The sequence below is a fragment of the Streptomyces kanasensis genome, from assembly GCF_043077165.1.
GTDB lineage: Bacteria > Actinomycetota > Actinomycetes > Streptomycetales > Streptomycetaceae > Streptomyces > Streptomyces changanensis.
This window is the reverse complement of the sequence record NZ_JBIBSF010000003.1, coordinates 401857-416341: the sequence shown is the minus strand read 5'-3', so window position 1 is coordinate 416341 and position 14485 is coordinate 401857. Positions and strand designations below refer to the sequence as shown.

General features: G+C 71.7%; 16 protein-coding genes. 8 read left to right on the top strand and 8 right to left on the bottom strand.

Going from position 1 to position 14485, the window contains the following annotated elements:
* Positions 1-161: 161 nt before the first annotated feature.
* Positions 162-797, top strand: coding sequence for a LysE family transporter (locus ACF053_RS10725; RefSeq protein ID WP_391953537.1), 636 nt, complete (start codon positions 162-164; stop codon positions 795-797).
* A 6-nt stretch (positions 798-803) separates the two neighbouring features.
* Here ACF053_RS10725 and ACF053_RS10720 read toward each other — a convergent pair whose 3' ends face one another.
* A complete protein-coding gene (locus ACF053_RS10720) occupies positions 804-1466 on the bottom strand; it encodes a GOLPH3/VPS74 family protein (protein WP_391953536.1) in 663 nt (220 codons plus the stop codon).
* Positions 1467-1550: 84 nt separating this feature from the next.
* Between ACF053_RS10720 and ACF053_RS10715 the strand changes: the two genes are divergently transcribed.
* The gene (locus ACF053_RS10715; protein ID WP_391953535.1) at positions 1551-2921 is read left to right on the top strand and encodes a serine hydrolase domain-containing protein; all 1371 of its coding nucleotides are present in this window, start codon (positions 1551-1553) and stop codon (positions 2919-2921) included.
* Positions 2922-2999: 78 nt separating this feature from the next.
* On the opposite strand, the gene ACF053_RS10710 is transcribed toward ACF053_RS10715, so the two are convergent.
* Together ACF053_RS10710 and ACF053_RS10705 are read right to left on the bottom strand one after the other, a co-directional pair.
* Positions 3000-3452: a GNAT family N-acetyltransferase gene (locus ACF053_RS10710; protein ID WP_391953534.1), complete on the bottom strand. Its 453-nt coding sequence runs from the start codon at positions 3450-3452 to the stop codon at positions 3000-3002.
* A gap of 20 nt (positions 3453-3472) precedes the next feature.
* The gene (locus tag ACF053_RS10705) at positions 3473-3931 is read right to left on the bottom strand and encodes a MarR family winged helix-turn-helix transcriptional regulator (protein WP_391953533.1); all 459 of its coding nucleotides are present in this window, start codon (positions 3929-3931) and stop codon (positions 3473-3475) included.
* A gap of 155 nt (positions 3932-4086) precedes the next feature.
* On the opposite strand from ACF053_RS10705, the gene ACF053_RS10700 reads away from it, so the two are divergent.
* Both ACF053_RS10700 and ACF053_RS10695 read left to right on the top strand, forming a co-directional pair.
* Positions 4087-5319, top strand: a complete 1233-nt coding sequence (locus tag ACF053_RS10700; protein ID WP_391953532.1) for an MFS transporter — start codon at positions 4087-4089, stop codon at positions 5317-5319.
* 394 nt (positions 5320-5713) lie between these two features.
* Positions 5714-7072, top strand: a complete 1359-nt coding sequence (locus tag ACF053_RS10695; RefSeq protein WP_391953531.1) for a globin domain-containing protein — start codon at positions 5714-5716, stop codon at positions 7070-7072.
* A gap of 185 nt (positions 7073-7257) precedes the next feature.
* Here the strand turns inward: ACF053_RS10695 and ACF053_RS10690 are convergent, their stop codons facing one another.
* The 4 genes from ACF053_RS10690 to ACF053_RS10675 form a co-directional block, all read right to left on the bottom strand.
* The gene (locus ACF053_RS10690) at positions 7258-7737 is read right to left on the bottom strand and encodes an NUDIX domain-containing protein (protein WP_058942062.1); all 480 of its coding nucleotides are present in this window, start codon (positions 7735-7737) and stop codon (positions 7258-7260) included.
* A 180-nt stretch (positions 7738-7917) separates the two neighbouring features.
* Positions 7918-8814 (bottom strand): LysR family transcriptional regulator, encoded by an 897-nt coding sequence (locus tag ACF053_RS10685; protein ID WP_391953530.1) that lies wholly within the window; start codon positions 8812-8814, stop codon positions 7918-7920.
* Positions 8815-9096: 282 nt separating this feature from the next.
* Complete coding sequence (locus ACF053_RS10680) at positions 9097-10275, bottom strand: cystathionine gamma-lyase (protein ID WP_391953529.1); 1179 nt, start codon at positions 10273-10275, stop codon at positions 9097-9099.
* Entirely contained in the window at positions 10275-10655 is a 381-nt protein-coding gene (locus ACF053_RS10675) for a phage holin family protein (protein WP_391953528.1), read from the bottom strand. The genes ACF053_RS10680 and ACF053_RS10675 overlap by 1 nt, the downstream gene beginning before the upstream one ends.
* A gap of 50 nt (positions 10656-10705) precedes the next feature.
* Here ACF053_RS10675 and ACF053_RS10670 point away from each other — a divergent pair, with 50 nt between their 5' ends.
* The 4 genes from ACF053_RS10670 to ACF053_RS10655 all read left to right on the top strand — a co-directional run bounded on the left by ACF053_RS10670 (position 10706) and on the right by ACF053_RS10655 (position 13014).
* Positions 10706-11023, top strand: coding sequence for a cupin domain-containing protein (locus ACF053_RS10670; protein ID WP_058942058.1), 318 nt, complete (start codon positions 10706-10708; stop codon positions 11021-11023).
* 172 nt (positions 11024-11195) lie between these two features.
* On the top strand, positions 11196-11429 hold the full coding sequence (locus ACF053_RS10665; protein WP_391953527.1) for a DUF5326 family protein: 234 nt from the start codon (positions 11196-11198) through the stop codon (positions 11427-11429).
* 247 nt (positions 11430-11676) lie between these two features.
* Positions 11677-12441 (top strand): IclR family transcriptional regulator, encoded by a 765-nt coding sequence (locus tag ACF053_RS10660; RefSeq protein WP_391953526.1) that lies wholly within the window; start codon positions 11677-11679, stop codon positions 12439-12441.
* Between the two features lie 138 nt (positions 12442-12579).
* The gene (locus ACF053_RS10655) at positions 12580-13014 is read left to right on the top strand and encodes an SsgA family sporulation/cell division regulator (RefSeq protein ID WP_058942076.1); all 435 of its coding nucleotides are present in this window, start codon (positions 12580-12582) and stop codon (positions 13012-13014) included.
* A gap of 58 nt (positions 13015-13072) precedes the next feature.
* Here ACF053_RS10655 and ACF053_RS10650 read toward each other — a convergent pair whose 3' ends face one another.
* Entirely contained in the window at positions 13073-14437 is a 1365-nt protein-coding gene (locus ACF053_RS10650) for a YibE/F family protein (RefSeq protein ID WP_391953525.1), read from the bottom strand.
* Positions 14438-14485 lie beyond the last annotated feature (48 nt).

The window sequence follows — 14485 nt, the reverse complement described above, 5'->3', positions numbered from 1 at the left end:
GGCGAGCGGCCGGGAAAATCGTTTGCCGGGGATCAGGGGTCTGCGGACCATGCGGGTATGACCTCGATCCGTGTTCCCGTGTTCCTGTCGCTTCCCGTCGTCCTGCGGCGGGGGCTCCAGCAGCAGGCGGGGCCGGGGGCGGGGTCGACGCATCCGGTCGCGTGATCGCCGCTCTGGTCGCGGGGTTGCTCGCCGGGTACGGGATCGCCGTACCGGTGGGGGCCGTCGGGGCCTGCTTGGTGGCGCTGTCCGCGCGGACGTCGTGGCGCGTGGGGGTCGGCGCGGCGCTGGGCGTGGCGACGGCCGACGGGCTGTACGCCCTGATCGCCCTGGCGGGCGGCGCGGCGCTCGTACCGGTACTCCAGCCGGTGACCGTGCCGCTGCGGTGGGCGTCGGCCCTGGTACTGGTCGTCCTGGCGGTCCGGGGTGCCGCCGCCGCGGTCCGCGCGTACCGCGACGGCGCGGGGCTGGCGGGTGACGGCGCCGGTGACGCCCCGGGGCCGCTCCGGGCGTACCTGACGTTCCTGGGCATCACCCTGGCCAACCCCATGACCGTCGTCTACTTCGCCGCGCTCGTGCTCGGCGGGCGGTCGGCGCAGGACCCGGGCGCCCTGGAACAGGGGATGTTCGTGGGGGCGGCCTTCGTGGCGTCGGCCAGCTGGCAGCTCTTCCTCGTCGGGGGCGGTGTCCTGTTGGGCCGGGCACTGACCGGTCCGCGTGGGCGGCTGGCCACCGCGATGGTCGCCAGCGTCCTGATCACTGCCCTCGCCGTGCACCTGCTGCTGTCGCCGGCCTGAGGCGGGTCAGGAGAGGGCGACGATGACGGTCGTGGTGGTGATGGCGGTCATCGTGGCCTGCATGTCACGAATGGCCCTGCGCACACTGTCGGCCACCCACTTGCCCTCGGCGATGGCGGCCATGCGCGGCTCGATCTCCTTGCGGGGCATCCCGGGGAAGGCGATGCCGTGCAGCCGGGCACCGTGGAGGAGGGCGACCAGCGCGGAGGTGCGGTCGTCCGGTCGGCTGCCCTCCAGCACGACCCGGTTCAGGCGGTCGCGCAGCTCGCGCTCCACACTGCCGTCGGCCTCGGGATAGCGCCGTACCGGGAAGATCCCCAGCGTGCGGTGGCGCTCCTCGACGATCAGGCCACGGTCGCAGAGGCTCCCGACCGTAGCCCGGACGGCCGTGGACTGGTCCTTCGTCAGCCAGTCGGTGACCTTGCCGCCGCCGCGGCGTCCCGCCCATTCGGCGAGCCGCTCCAACCGGTCGTCGAGCAACGGAACCCGGGTCGCGGACGTGTCGGTGACGCTCACCAGGCCGCCGGCGACGCGAACCCGGTACCGCACGGCGAGCTCCAGCAGGGTGCCGCCCGCGACGGCCCACGCGGCGGAGGAGCGGTCCTTCGCGACACCGGACGCGTCGTCCAGCGACAGCAGCATGATCTCCTCGCCCAGCGTCACCGACATGCGAGCTCCCTCCATCGTCCCGTACACCGATGTCGACGCACCGGCGACGCGGAGGGTTCCGTGCCGTGCGGTACATGTGGGCCCATGACCTCATCCTTCACAGCGTTGCTCCCCACGACGGAGCGCGCTCTGCTCCACCGGATCGCCGTCGCCCAGACGGAAGGGCGGGCCCCCTCGCTCGTCGCGGCCGTCGCCCGCGGCGGTCGCATGGTGTGGGCGGGGGCGCGTGGCGACGTCGCGTCCGCCGCCGACACCCAGTACCGCATCGGATCGATCACCAAGCCGTTCACCGCCGTACTGGTGATGCGGTTGCGGGACGAGGGGCTGCTGGACCTCGACGACCCGCTGGAACGTCACCTGCCGGGTACGGGGGTGGGCGCGGTGACGGTGGCACAACTCCTCGGCCACAGCGGCGGTCTGGCGGCGGAGTCGCCCGGCCCCTGGTGGGAGCGCACTCCGGGCGGGCTGCGTCCCGGCCTCCCCGAAGTCCTCGGTGACCGACCGCTGGTGCACCCGCCCGGCCGCCGCCACCACTACTCGAACCCCGGGTACACGCTGCTGGGCGCGCTCGTGGCCGCGGTGCGCGGCGTCCCGTGGGAAGAGGCGCTGCGCGGTGAGGTGCTGGAGCCGCTGGGCATGGAGCGGACGACGTCGCGGCCGGTCGCGCCGTACGCCGAGGGCTGGGCGGTGCACCCGTGGGCCGACGTGCTGCTGCCGGAACCGGCTGAGGACCTGGGGGTGATGGCGCCGGCCGGGGTGCTGTGGGCGACGGCCGCCGACCTCTGTCGGTTCGCGTCGTTCCTCGCCGTCGGGGACGACCGCGTCCTGTCGGCCTCGTCCGTGCGGGAGATGCGGACGGCCGCGGCACCGCCCGTCGCGGGTGACTGGGACGGGGGCTACGGGCTCGGCCTGCAGCTCGCACGACGGAACGGACGCAGCCTCGCCGGGCATTCCGGTTCGCTGCCCGGGTACGTCGCCGGGCTGTGGTTCGGCGTCGAGGAGGACGTCGCGGCCGTCGTCCTGGCCAACGCGACCTCCGGGCCGCAGGCCGGCGCGCTCGCCGCGGACCTGGTGAACGTCGTCGCCGAGGCGGAGCCGCCCCTGCCGGGGCCCTGGCGACCGCTTGCGGAGGCCGACCACGTCCTGCTGGCGCTGACGGGCCCCTGGTACTGGGGGACCTACGCGTACGGGTTGGCGCTGCTCGCGGACGGTGGCGTGGAGTTGCGGCCGTTGCGGGGGGCGGGTCGCGGGTCGCGGTTCCGGCGCCGGCCGGACGGCAGCTGGATCGGCCTCGACGGCTACTACGACGGCGAAGTGCTCCGGGTGGTCCGGCGGGAGGACGGCTCGGTCAGCCATCTCGACCTCGGGTCATTCGTCTTCACCCGCGAGCCCTACGAGCCGGGGGACGCCGTACCGGGCGGGGTGGACGAGGGCGGATGGCGCGGTGCCCCCTGATGTTCCTGTGGAACAGCGTGACGACGCTGTGGTTTCACGTGAAACACCACGGCGCCGCTCGCGTCGCGTGGAACGGGGTCAGAGTGCCATCTTGAACCCGACGTGGGAGGCCGTGAACCCGAGTCGCTCGTAGAACCGGTGCGCGTCGGTGCGGGTGACGTCCGAGGTGAGCTGGACGAGTGCGCAACCCTGGCGACGGGACTCGGCCACCGCCCACTCGATGAGGTGGGTGCCGAGTCCGCTTCCCCGCGCGTCGGCGTGGACCCGTACCGCCTCGATCAGGGCCCGGGTCGCGCCGCGGCGGGAGAGACCGGGGATGACGGTCAGGTGCAGAGTGCCGATGACGCGCCGGTTGTGCACGGCCACGACCAGATGCTGGTGGGGGTCGCCCTCCACCCGCGCGAACGCGGCGAGGTAGGGGGCGAGGTCGTCGGGGGACTCCCGCTCGGCGCCCAGCGGGTCGTCGGCGAGCATGGCCACGATGTCGGGGACGTCGACCGCGGTCGCACGACGAATCTCAAGATCGTTCATGCATCGGAGGCTACTCGCCGTCAGTCCGCGCTGTTGAGCTCTTCGAGCGCTTTGACCAGCGGGGCGAGTTCCGGCTTCCGGCCGGCTTCGTCCAGTGCCTCGCGCAGTGCGGCGTCATGGGTGGGCCGGGCCTCGGCGAGAAGCTCCTGCCCGGCCGGGGTGACGTCGGTGTAGATGCCGCGGCGGTCGGTGTCGCAGAGGTAGCGGGTGAGCAACCCGCGGTCCTCCAGCCGGGTGACCAGGCGGGTGGTCGCGCTCTGGCTCAGTACGACGGCGTCGGCGACCTGCTTCATCTGGAGGTGTCCGCCCGGGCCGTCGTGCTGGCGGCTGAGGACGTCGAGGAGCGAGTACTCCCGCACGCTGAGGCCGTGCCCGCCCTCCAGGGCCCGTTCGACGTGGCTCTCGATCCTGCCGTGCAGCAGTGAGAGCGCACACCAGCCCTGGGCGAGGGCCGTCAGTGACGGGTCTGTCGCTGTCATCGCTCTCCCTCTCCGCCGCTCGTGTCCTCGGTACCGGGACGCTTCTCCTCAGGATAGACGACGTCCGCAATAGCCCGCGCTTGCAATCAATACGCGCATGCAACTATTGTTTTCGCTGGTAAAGCGCCAATGCAATCACCTGGAAGGGGCTGTCCATGCCGCTCGCGCTCCTCGCCCTGGCCATCGGGGCCTTCGGGATCGGCACGACGGAGTTCGTGATCATGGGGCTGCTTCCGGAGGTCGCCGCCGACTACGGGGTGTCCATCCCCACCGCAGGATTCCTGGTCACGGGTTACGCGCTCGGGGTGGTCCTCGGGGCCCCGCTCATGACCGTGCTCGGCACGCGCATCTCACGCAAGCGCATGCTCATGCTGCTGATGGTCCTCTTCGTCGTGGGCAACGTACTGTCCGCCCTCGCCCCCACCTTCGGCGCCATGCTGGCCGGCCGGGTCGTCGCCTCCCTCGCCCACGGCGCCTTCTTCGGCATCGGCGCGGTCGTGGCCGCCGACCTGGTCGCGCCGCAGAAGAAAGCGGGCGCCATCGCGATGATGTTCACCGGGCTGACGGTGGCCAATGTCATCGGCGTGCCGCTCGGCACGTTCGTCGGTCAGACCGCCGGCTGGCGTGCCACCTTCCTGATCGTCGCCGCGCTCGGCGTGCTGGGCCTGCTCGGCATCGCCCGCCTCGTGCCCGAGCAGCCGCGTTCCGAGGGCGTGCGCCTGCGCCACGAGCTGGCCGCGTTCCGCAACGTCCAAGTCCTGCTCGCCATGGCGATGACCGTGCTCGGCTTCGGTGGCGTCTTCGCTGCGATCACGTACATCACGCCGATGTTGACCGAGGCCGCCGGCTTCGACGACGGCTCCGTCACCTGGCTGCTCGTCCTCTTCGGCCTCGGCATGGTGGGCGGCAACCTCGTGGGCGGCCGTTTCGCCGACCGTGCGTTGATGCCGATGCTCTACGTGTCACTCGGAGCCCTCGCCCTGCTGCTCGCCCTGTTCACCGTCACCGCCCAGGACAAGATCGCCGCCGCGGTCACCCTCACGCTGATCGGTGCCCTCGGCTTCGCCACCGTACCGCCCCTGCAGAAGCGTGTCCTGGACCAGGCGTCCGGGGCCCCGACCCTCGCGTCCGCCGTGAACATCGGGGCGTTCAACCTCGGCAACGCCCTCGCGGCCTGGCTCGGCGGCCTGGTCATCGCGGCCGGCTGGGGCATCACGGCCCCCAACGGGGTCGGCGCGCTGCTCGCCGGGTCGGCCCTGGCCCTCGCGGTGCTGTCCGGTGCACTGGAGCGCCGCGACCGGCGTGGCGCCTCCCGTGTCGTGGCCGGGGCCGGGACCGTCGCCGGTGCGGCGGCCGAGCCGGTGGCCGTGGCCGCCCCCCGGCAGTGACCGGCACCGGTGGAATCGGCGCGGGCTGAGCGGCGAAAGTCGGCACCGGGTCCGATACGTGACCACCGGGGCGCCAGGACGGCAGGACCGTCCGTCCTGGCGCCCCGGCGCATGTGGTTTCACGTGAAACACCGTGCGCCGGTGGCCGGGCCTTCCGATGTCCGGGGCGCACGGAGCCGGTCGGCGTGGAGATCGCGAACCGGCTCTGTGCAGATCCTGACGGTCAACCCATGGCATGGGGGTTGTGCAGCCTCACGGGGAAGCGGGTACGAAGAACGGGGCTTCCCGCACTCGGACCGGTCGGCCGTGGCGCCTGTCATGATGCGCTCACGGCGAACCGAGCCGACGGCAGTGCGGGAACAGATCGTCAGACGAGTTCGAGGCGAGGCACTCTATGAACGCTGCGACCACCACACCGGCCGGCCGGGACCCCTCCGGCCCCGGAGGCGCAGAAAGCTCAGCCGGGGACCACGGTGCAGCGGGCGGATGGTTCACGCCACGCACACCCGCCGGCCCGCCGAGCGGCGCTCCGGCGTCGCCCGGTGGTGAACGGGTGCACCCGCCCGCGGCGTCCCCCACGCAGCCACCGCCCGCGCCTCCTGCCGCCGCGGGGCCGCCCGAGGCCACCGCCACGGCCGCGTCGGGGTCGCCGGACGCGATACGCATTCGGCGCACCCTCGCCGAGGTAGCCCCCGTGGCCGATCAGATGACCTCGTACTTCTACGCCCTGCTCTTCGTACGCCATCCGCCCCTGCGCGACCTCTTCCCCGTGGCGATGGATGCCCAGCGGGACCGCCTCCTCAGAGCCCTGCTGACGGCCGCGGAGCACATGGACGACCCGGCCGTACTCACCGACTACCTCCGGCACCTCGGTCGCGGCCACCGGAAGTACGGCACGCAGGCCGCTCACTACCCCGCCGTGGGAGAGGCCCTGATCGGCGCGCTGACCCGGTACGCCACCCGTACCTGGGACGGAGAGACGGAGGCCGCCTGGATCCGCACCTACACCACCATCTCGCAGATCATGATCGACGCGGCGGCCGACGACGAGCGGAAGGGGCCGCCCTGGTGGCACGCCGAAGTGGTGGCGCACGAGCTGAGGACGCCCGACATAGCCGTCGTGACCGTGCGCCCCGACCAGCCGTACCCCTTCCTTGCCGGTCAGTACGCCAGCCTGGAGACGCCCTGGTGGCCGCGGGTGTGGCGGCACTACTCGTTCGCCGCCGCCCCGCGTCCCGACGGGCTGTTGACGTTCCACGTGAAGGCGGTACCGGCGGGCTGGGTGTCGAACGCGCTGGTCCACCGCGCCCGCCCGGGTGACATCCTGCGGCTCGGTCCGCCGGCCGGGTCGATGACCGTCGACCACACGTCCGACAGCGGACTGCTCTGCCTGGGCGGCGGCACCGGCATAGCGCCGATCAAGGCACTGGTGGAGGACGTCGTCGAACACGGACGGCGCCGGCCCGTCGAGGTCTTCTACGGCGCCCGCACGGATCACGACCTGTACGACATCGACACCATGCTGCGGCTCCGGCAGGCCCACCCTTGGCTGGAGGTGCGTGCCGTGGTCGACGGCAAAAGCCAGCTGCCGGACGTGGTCCGCACGCACGGCCCCTGGGACGAGTACCACGCCTACCTGTCCGGCCCGCCCGGCATGATCCGCAGTGGGGTCGACGCGCTGCGGGGGGTGGGAGTCCCGTACGAGCGCATCCGCCACGACTCGCTGGACGAGCTCGTCGCGGCGGCCGGCTGAGGTCGCGGGCGGTGGTGTCGGACGGCGCGGTCACCGGGCGTCGCAACTGCGGGCTCGCACCAGGCCGACGGCTCGACACCGGGGGAAACCGGCAGGGGGGCGGGACCCAGGCAGTGGGGCGGAACCTCCGCAGCGGGCGGGACCCCGGCAGTGGGAGGACCGGAACCTCGGCAGGAGCCGGATCCTCAGCCCAGGTCGGGCGCGTGCATGGCGCGGACGCCCTCGATGTTGCCGTCGAGGTAGTGCCGCAGTGACAGCGGCACGAGGTGCACGGCGGCGATGCCGACCCTGGTGAACGGGATCCGGACGATCTCGTACTCGCCGACCGGCTCGTCGACCTCCGGCCCGTGCCGCTGGCCGGGGTCCATCGACTCCAGCCGGCAGACGAAGAAGTGCTGCACCTTCACGCCCGAGACGCCGCCGTCCTCGATGTGCTCGACGGTGTCCACGAAACACGGCACCACGTCGGTGATCTTGGCGCCGAGCTCCTCGTGCACCTCGCGGTGGAGTGCGTCGACGACGGTCGCGTCGCTCGGTTCGACACCGCCGCCCGGCGTGAGCCAGTAGGGATCCATTCCGGGCTTGGTCCGCTTGATCAGGATCAGATCGTCGCCGTCGAGGAGGACGGCGCGGGCGGTGCGCTTGACCACTGGACGTTCGGTCATGGCAGGACAATGGCCCGTGGCGTACTGCTTGAAACCCGCCAGGGAAGACCGACCGCCGGGTAACCGCCGCACGTGACCCAGCGGTGGCGAGCCGTCACCACCCGGCTGCCTCCCGTCACCCCCCGGCTCCGGACGCACGCGGCTCCTCAACCCGCGGCTCGTGTCACGGCCCGACGGCCGTCACCACGCCGCCGCAGCCCGTAGCAGAACCTCGTGCGCCCGGGCGATGTGCGCCAGGGCCAGCGTCCCGGTGCGCACGACCAGGAAGTACGTGCGCAGTGGCGGCACCGGCGGGTCCAGGAGGGCGACGAGGCGGCCGCTGCGCAGGGCGTCCTCGCACAGGTAGCGCGGAAGCACGGCGAGTCCCGCACCGGCGGCGGCGCTCTCCAGGACCGCCCGCAGGTCGGGCACGACGACCGTGCCCGTGGCGGCGGGCTTCGACTCGAAGACAGCGGCCCAGTAGCGGGACACGAAGGGCAGCGACTCGTGGACCTCGACCACGGGGAGTTGCTCCAGCACCACGGACCCGCGGCTCAGCAGGGTCTCCGGGGCCAGGCGCGCGGCCCAGCGCGGGGCGGCCACGAGGACGTGCTCCTCGTCGCAGAGCGGTCTCGCGGTGAGCAGGCCGCCACGCGGCCGCGCCGTGGCCACGGCCAGGTCGTGCCGACCGGCGGCCAGCCCGTCCAGACACTCCTCGGCGGCGCCGAACAGCGACGTCCGCAGGGTGAGGCCCTCGGCGACGAGCGGCGCCAGGGCCGGTAACGCTCGCAACGCGACGAACTCCGGCGGTCCGGCGAGGTGGAGGGTGCGCGTCCCGACCCGCCCGTGCACCCCCGTCTCGGAGATCTCGACGAGGGCGTCGAGGTGGGGTGCGGCGCGGTGGGCCAGTTCGTCGCCGACGGTGGTCGGCGTGACGCCGCGGGCCTGTCGCAGGAACAGCGGGCGTCCCAGCTGCCGTTCCAGCGTGCGGATCTGGCTGGTGACGGCCGGCTGGGAGAGTCCGAGGAGGGCTGCGGCACGGGTGAAGGAGCCGGCTCGGTGCACCGTGACGAAGGTCCGCAACAGGCCGAGATCCATGCCCCTCCCTCTCCTCGGTAAGCGCCTTCCCCGAAGCCGTACAACTATAAATATGTCGATAGGGCGCTGTCGTCAGCGTGATGGGCCACTGACGTAGAGTCAACTAGCCCGGTCCGGGCCGGATTCCGGCGCACCGGGTGGGTGGTCCGAGCCACGAGGGGGGAGGCTCGGACCGCCCGTCCACCGGTCCCCCCGGCGAGGGCCTCAGCTGTCCGTTCGGTGAGCCCTGCTCGCTCGGTCGGCCCTCCGGCCCGGTGGGCCCTGCCGGCCGTGTCGGTCCCGTCAGTGCGGCCCGGCCGCCGCGTCCAGGGCGCGCAGGACGTCCGCTACCAGGTCGTCCGGGTCCTCGGCGCCGACCGAGAACCTGATGAACCCGGCCGGCACCGCGTCGCCGCCCCACCGCCCGCGCCGCTCGGCCGTCGAGCGGACCCCGCCGAAGCTCGTGGCGTCGTCCACCAGGCGCAACGCGTCCAGGAACCGCTCCGCGCGCTCGCGGTCGGCGAGGACGAACGAGACCACCGACCCGAAGCGGCGCATCTGCGCGGCCGCCACCCGGTGTGACGGATCGCCCGGCAGGCCCGGGTACCGCAGCCCGGTCACGTCGTCGCGTTCCGCCAGGGCCTCGGCGAGGGCGAGGGCGTTGGCGCACTGCCGGTCGACACGGAGGTGGAGCGTGGCCAGCGAGCGGTGGGCGAGCCACGCCTCCATCGGCCCGGGGATCGCGCCGACGATCTTCCGCCAACGGCGTACCCCGGCGGCGAGCGCGGCGTCCGCGGTGGTGACGTGGCCGAGCAGGACGTCGCCGTGGCCGGTCAGACCCTTGGTGTCACTGGCCACGGAGAAGTCGGCGCCCAGGGCCAGGGGACGCTGCCCGAGCGGCGTGGCCAGTGTGTTGTCGACGGCGACCAGCGCGCCGGCCTCGTGCGCGGCCGCCACCAGACGCCGGACGTCGCACACGTCGAGCCCCGGGTTGGAGGGGGTCTCGAGCCAGAGCAGCTTCGCGCCGTCCAGGGCTGACAGTTGGGCGTCACCGCCGGTGGGCGCCGTGCGGACCTCGATCCCGTACGTGGTCAACTGGTCGGCGACCAGGGGCAGGGCCTGGTAGCCGTCGGCCGGGAGGACGATCGCGTCACCGGCCGCGAGCTGTGAGAAGAGCACCGAGGAGATCGCGGCCATGCCGGAGGCGAAGACCACCGTCTCCGCCGCGTCGTCCCCCGGGGCCTCCAGTTCGCCGATGGCCCGTTCCAGCAGCGTCCAGGTCGGGTTCTCGTCGCGACCGTAGGTGTACGGGCCGGTCGGCTCGCCCGACAGGTGGTAGTGGGCGGCGAACACCGGGCCCGGAAGGGTCGGTTCGTGCTTGCGGGGCTCCGGCAGGCCGGCCCGTACGGCCCGGGTCCCCTCACCGGTACCGGCGCCCGTTCCCTCGCCTGTGCCTTCGCCCGTTCCGGGTACGGACGCCATCAGTCGCGACCGTCGGGGAGCACGACGTTGAGGGCCCAGGAGACGACGGAGATGATCAGGCCGCCGAGCACGGCGGTCCAGAAGCCCTCCACGTGGAAGCTGAGGTCCAGCTTGTCCGCGAGCCAGGACGTCAGCAGCAGCATCAGGGCGTTGACGATGAGGGTGAACAGGCCGAGGGTGAGGACGAAGAGCGGCAGCGTGAGGAGTTTCACGAGCGGCTTGACGAGGATGTTCACCACGCCGAAGACCAGGGCGACGAGCACCAGCGTCAGGGCCTTGCGGCCCGTGCTGTCGCCGGTGAGCGTGATGTCGTCCAGCAACCAGATCGCGACGGCCAGCGCGCCCGCGTTCGCGAGCGTCTTGACTACGAAATTCATCATGTGTCTGATCGTGGCAGACACGATCACCATGAGGGCGGGGACGAACGGCGATGAAGGCATTCCGACTGGACGAGCTGGAGGCGGAGCGCGCCGCCCATGACGGCGCGTACCTCCAGTTCCTGCGCGAGCGGAACATGTCGGTCGGGCTGTACGCGCTCGACGCGGGGCAACGGGACCCGCAGCAGCCGCACAAGGAGGACGAGGTCTACTTCGTCGTCAGCGGGCGGGCCTCGATCACGGTCGGAGACGAGACGACGCAGGTCGGGCGCGGCAGTGTGGTCTACGTGCCGGCCGGGGTCCCGCACCGCTTCCACCACGTGACCGAGGACCTGCGGGTCATGGTGGTGTTCTCGCCGCCCGAGGGCTGACGGCCTCCTCCCGAGGGGCTACCGGAAGGGCGGGTCGACCCCGACGCTCCCTAGGGGGAGGTTCAGGGGAGTCCAAGGGCTGCGGGGCCCCCGCCGGGCACCGACCGCGCCTAGCATCGGAGGCGTCCACACGGAACGACGTGGCAGACGCGAGAGAGACGAGGCGGACGAGATGGCGGTAAAGGAACTCCTGCGGGGCCTGCCCTGGTGGGTGAAGTGGGTGGCCATACCGGTCATCGCCGTGGTCGTCTTCGGCGGTCTGATCGCGAGCGCCGTCTACTTCGTGGTCAGCCTGCTGTTCAAGGCACTGATGTTCGTGGCGCTGGTCGGCGGACTCGTGTACGTCGTGCGGAAGTTCACGGGCTCGTCGTCGTCCTCGTCGTCCTCCACCCGCGACGGCTGGTGAACCGCCCCGGGCGTTAGGCCGCCCGGGGGAACGCCGCCTCCGGAAGGCACCCCCGAACGGAGGCTGCCATTAGAGTGGCAGGGCTTCCGCGGCCCTTGGAATCAGGGGCTGACTGAACGCCCTACCAGCGGTTTGTACGACTGTTGCGACTGTATGCGGCGCAATGTGCAGGGTCGCGCCGAGACGCATCCAGGGGCTCCAGCGGTGACCGCTCATGGGCGACATGCCCAGGGGGTGTCCTTCGGTCATGGCTTCGACTACCACTGCCCCGACTCTCATCGGCTCGGTGCAGCGCGCCCTGCGACTGCTCGAGGCGGTGGGGTCCCACGAGGGCGGGGCCCCCGCCAAGCAGCTCGCGCGAGAGACCGGGCTGCCGCTGCCCACCGCTTACCACCTGCTGCGCACCCTGACGCACGAGGGTTACCTGCTGCGTGACCGAGGTGTGTTCACCCTCGGTGAGGCCGCCCACCGGCTGGCCGGTGCCGGGACGCTGCAGAATCGTCGCACCAAGATCGAGGACTGTCTCGCCCGCTGGCGGGACGCCATCGGCGTTCCCGTGTACTTCGCGGTCTACCGGGACGGCGAGATCGAGCTCGTCGCCGTCTCCGACACGCCCGCCGCGCCCGCCGTCGCCGAATGGGCGGACTTCCGTGCGACCGGTCACGCCCACGCGATCGGCCAGTGCCTGCTCAGCCAGCTCGGTGACCGGGAGCGCCGGGACCACCTGGAGCGCCATCCCGTGCAGGCCATCACGCCCTACACCGTCCGTGACCACCGGACTCTCCTGGAACGTCTCGACCGCGGTGGGGTGGAGGACCCCCTCGTCGAGCGGCAGGAGTACGCGCTCGGGACCGTCTGCGCCGCCATCCCCATCACTGCCGGAACCACCACCGCGGCGATGGCCATTTCTGTACCCTTGCACGCGGAAGATAGGTTGCTCCCTGCAGTCGAGCAACTACGCAGCGAAATCAGCGCACTGCTGGGTTCGCTCGCCTTCTCTATCAGTATCTGAAAAATCACTCCTTGTGATCCGTTAGCGCGTGCAGCAGCATTACGTCAAGAGGGCCAGGGGGGATCAATCCTGGCCAGTTTTCCGCTCTCCACTGCTTTGAGAACTGCTTCAAGACATTCATCTACAGCGGGGTACATGATGCGCGAGTCGGTCCAGGCCGAGGTCCTGATGAGCTTCATCGTCTCGGACGAGCTCTCCTTCAGGATCCCGGTCGAGCTGGGGTACGAGACGAGAGACCCCTTCGCCGTCCGAATGACGTTCCACCTGCCCGGTGACGCCCCCGTGACCTGGACCTTCGGTCGCGAGCTCCTCCTCGACGGCATCAACAGCGCCACCGGGGAAGGCGACGTGCGGGTCGAGCCGACCGCGGACGAGGACCATCTGTCCGACGTCCACATCCGGCTGCGCGTGGGCCCCGACCAGGCGCTGTTCCGCGCCAGCGCGCCGCCCCTGGTCGCTTTCCTCGACCGCACCGACAAGCTGGTGCCCCTCGGTCAGGAGAGCGCGCTCGGCGACTTCGACGAGGGCCTGGACGAGGCCCTCGGACGCATCCTCGCCGAGAACGCGGGCTGATCGTCCCGGTACACCGGTCGGCACCCGGTCCGGCGGCCCCGGACCGGGGCCGCCGGGGTCACTTCTTGCGGCGGCGGCCCCGTCCCGTACGAGCCGGCCCGCCCGGTGCGGAGGGCCGGTCGGCCGAGACCACCAGGGCCGCCAGGCCCGTCGTGACCGGCACAGACGCCACGAGGCCGATGGAGCCGACCAGCGTCCGGACGATCTCCTGGGCCACCAGCTCGCTGTTGGCCACCGACCCCACGCTGCTCTGCGCGATCGAGAAGAGCAGCAGCAGCGGCAGTGCGGCGCCCGCGTAGGCCAGGACCAGCGTGTTCACCACCGACGCGATGTGGTCGCGGCCGATCCGGATGCCCGCCCGGTACAGCGCGCGCGGGCCCATCTTCGGGTCCGCCTGGTGCAGTTCCCACACGGCGGACGTCTGTGTGACCGTCACGTCGTCGAGCACGCCGAGCGATCCGATGATGACGCCGGCGAGCAGCAGACCCGACATGTCGATGCCCGGGTACAGCCCGTGGATCAGTCCGGTGTAGTCGTCCGTGTTCCCGGTGAGCCTGGCCCAGCCGATGAAGAGGGAACCGAGCAGACCGATCAGCAGCAGCGAGATCAGTGTGCCGAGGACGGCGACCGAGGTCCGCGCGCTCAGGCCATGACTCAGGTAGAGCGCGATGAGCATGATCGCGCTCGATCCGACCACCGCCACCACCAACGGGTTCGACCCTTGGAGGATCGCGGGGAGGATGAAGAAGGTCAGGAAGACGAAGCTCGTACCGAGGGCGATCAGCGCCATCAGGCCCCGCAACCGCCCCACGGCGACCACGGCCAAGGCGAAGGCGGCGGCCAGCAGGATCAGCGGGAAGCGTCGGTCGACGTCCGTCACCGAGTACTGCAGGTCCTCCGGCGCGTCCGGCGCGAACGCCACCACGACGCCCTGCCCCTGCTCCAACTGGCGCGGTGCGTCCGGTTGGACGATCTCCGTGAAGCGGCGGCCCTCGTCCTGTCCGCTCGTCACCTCGATGGTGACGCGCTTGCACTGGCCCTGCTGGGCGTTGACCGCCTCCCGACCCTGGGGTGTGGTGGTGTCACCGGTCGGCGGGACCTGCGCGGCGTTCACGTCCTTGCAGTCGACCTGCTCGACGCGGACGACCTCACCCCGTTCGGTCTGCCGGTCGAAGCCGACGCCGGTGCGTTCGTGGGCCGGGGCGCCGCCCGGCCAGAGGACGGCGAGGCCGACGAGCACCGCCGTGGCGAAGGGAATCAACACCGCCGCGATGACCTTGCGCAGGTGGTGCGATACGGGTGCGGCGGGGCCGTGGGCGTGGGTGTGGACATGCGCGAGCGCGTCGGGTTCCGGGTGGTGCCCAGGACCGTGCTCGGGGCCGTGTCCCGACCCGTTCTCCGGGTGCTGATGCGAGGAAGTCACCCACCGATCATCGCAAGAACGGCAGGGGCCCCCTGTTCAGCGTGGCCG

Bases quoted from the DNA above. Each gene is read 5' to 3' on its own strand.
- ACF053_RS10720 (WP_391953536.1), bottom strand. From the start codon at position 1,466: ATGTCGGTGACGCTGGGCGAGGAGATCATGCTGCTGTCGCTGGACGAC.
- ACF053_RS10665 (WP_391953527.1), top strand. From the start codon at position 11,196: ATGGCGGTAAAGGAACTCCTGCGGGGCCTGCCCTGGTGGGTGAAGTGG.
- ACF053_RS10670 (WP_058942058.1), top strand. From the start codon at position 10,706: ATGAAGGCATTCCGACTGGACGAGCTGGAGGCGGAGCGCGCCGCCCAT.
- ACF053_RS10700 (WP_391953532.1), top strand. From the start codon at position 4,087: ATGCCGCTCGCGCTCCTCGCCCTGGCCATCGGGGCCTTCGGGATCGGC.
- ACF053_RS10705 (WP_391953533.1), bottom strand. From the start codon at position 3,931: ATGACAGCGACAGACCCGTCACTGACGGCCCTCGCCCAGGGCTGGTGT.
- ACF053_RS10675 (WP_391953528.1), bottom strand. From the start codon at position 10,655: ATGATGAATTTCGTAGTCAAGACGCTCGCGAACGCGGGCGCGCTGGCC.
- ACF053_RS10655 (WP_058942076.1), top strand. From the start codon at position 12,580: ATGCGCGAGTCGGTCCAGGCCGAGGTCCTGATGAGCTTCATCGTCTCG.
- ACF053_RS10695 (WP_391953531.1), top strand. From the start codon at position 5,714: ATGAACGCTGCGACCACCACACCGGCCGGCCGGGACCCCTCCGGCCCC.
- ACF053_RS10690 (WP_058942062.1), bottom strand. From the start codon at position 7,737: ATGACCGAACGTCCAGTGGTCAAGCGCACCGCCCGCGCCGTCCTCCTC.
- ACF053_RS10680 (WP_391953529.1), bottom strand. From the start codon at position 10,275: ATGGCGTCCGTACCCGGAACGGGCGAAGGCACAGGCGAGGGAACGGGC.
- ACF053_RS10710 (WP_391953534.1), bottom strand. From the start codon at position 3,452: ATGAACGATCTTGAGATTCGTCGTGCGACCGCGGTCGACGTCCCCGAC.
- ACF053_RS10715 (WP_391953535.1), top strand. From the start codon at position 1,551: ATGACCTCATCCTTCACAGCGTTGCTCCCCACGACGGAGCGCGCTCTG.
- ACF053_RS10685 (WP_391953530.1), bottom strand. From the start codon at position 8,814: ATGGATCTCGGCCTGTTGCGGACCTTCGTCACGGTGCACCGAGCCGGC.
- ACF053_RS10660 (WP_391953526.1), top strand. From the start codon at position 11,677: ATGGCTTCGACTACCACTGCCCCGACTCTCATCGGCTCGGTGCAGCGC.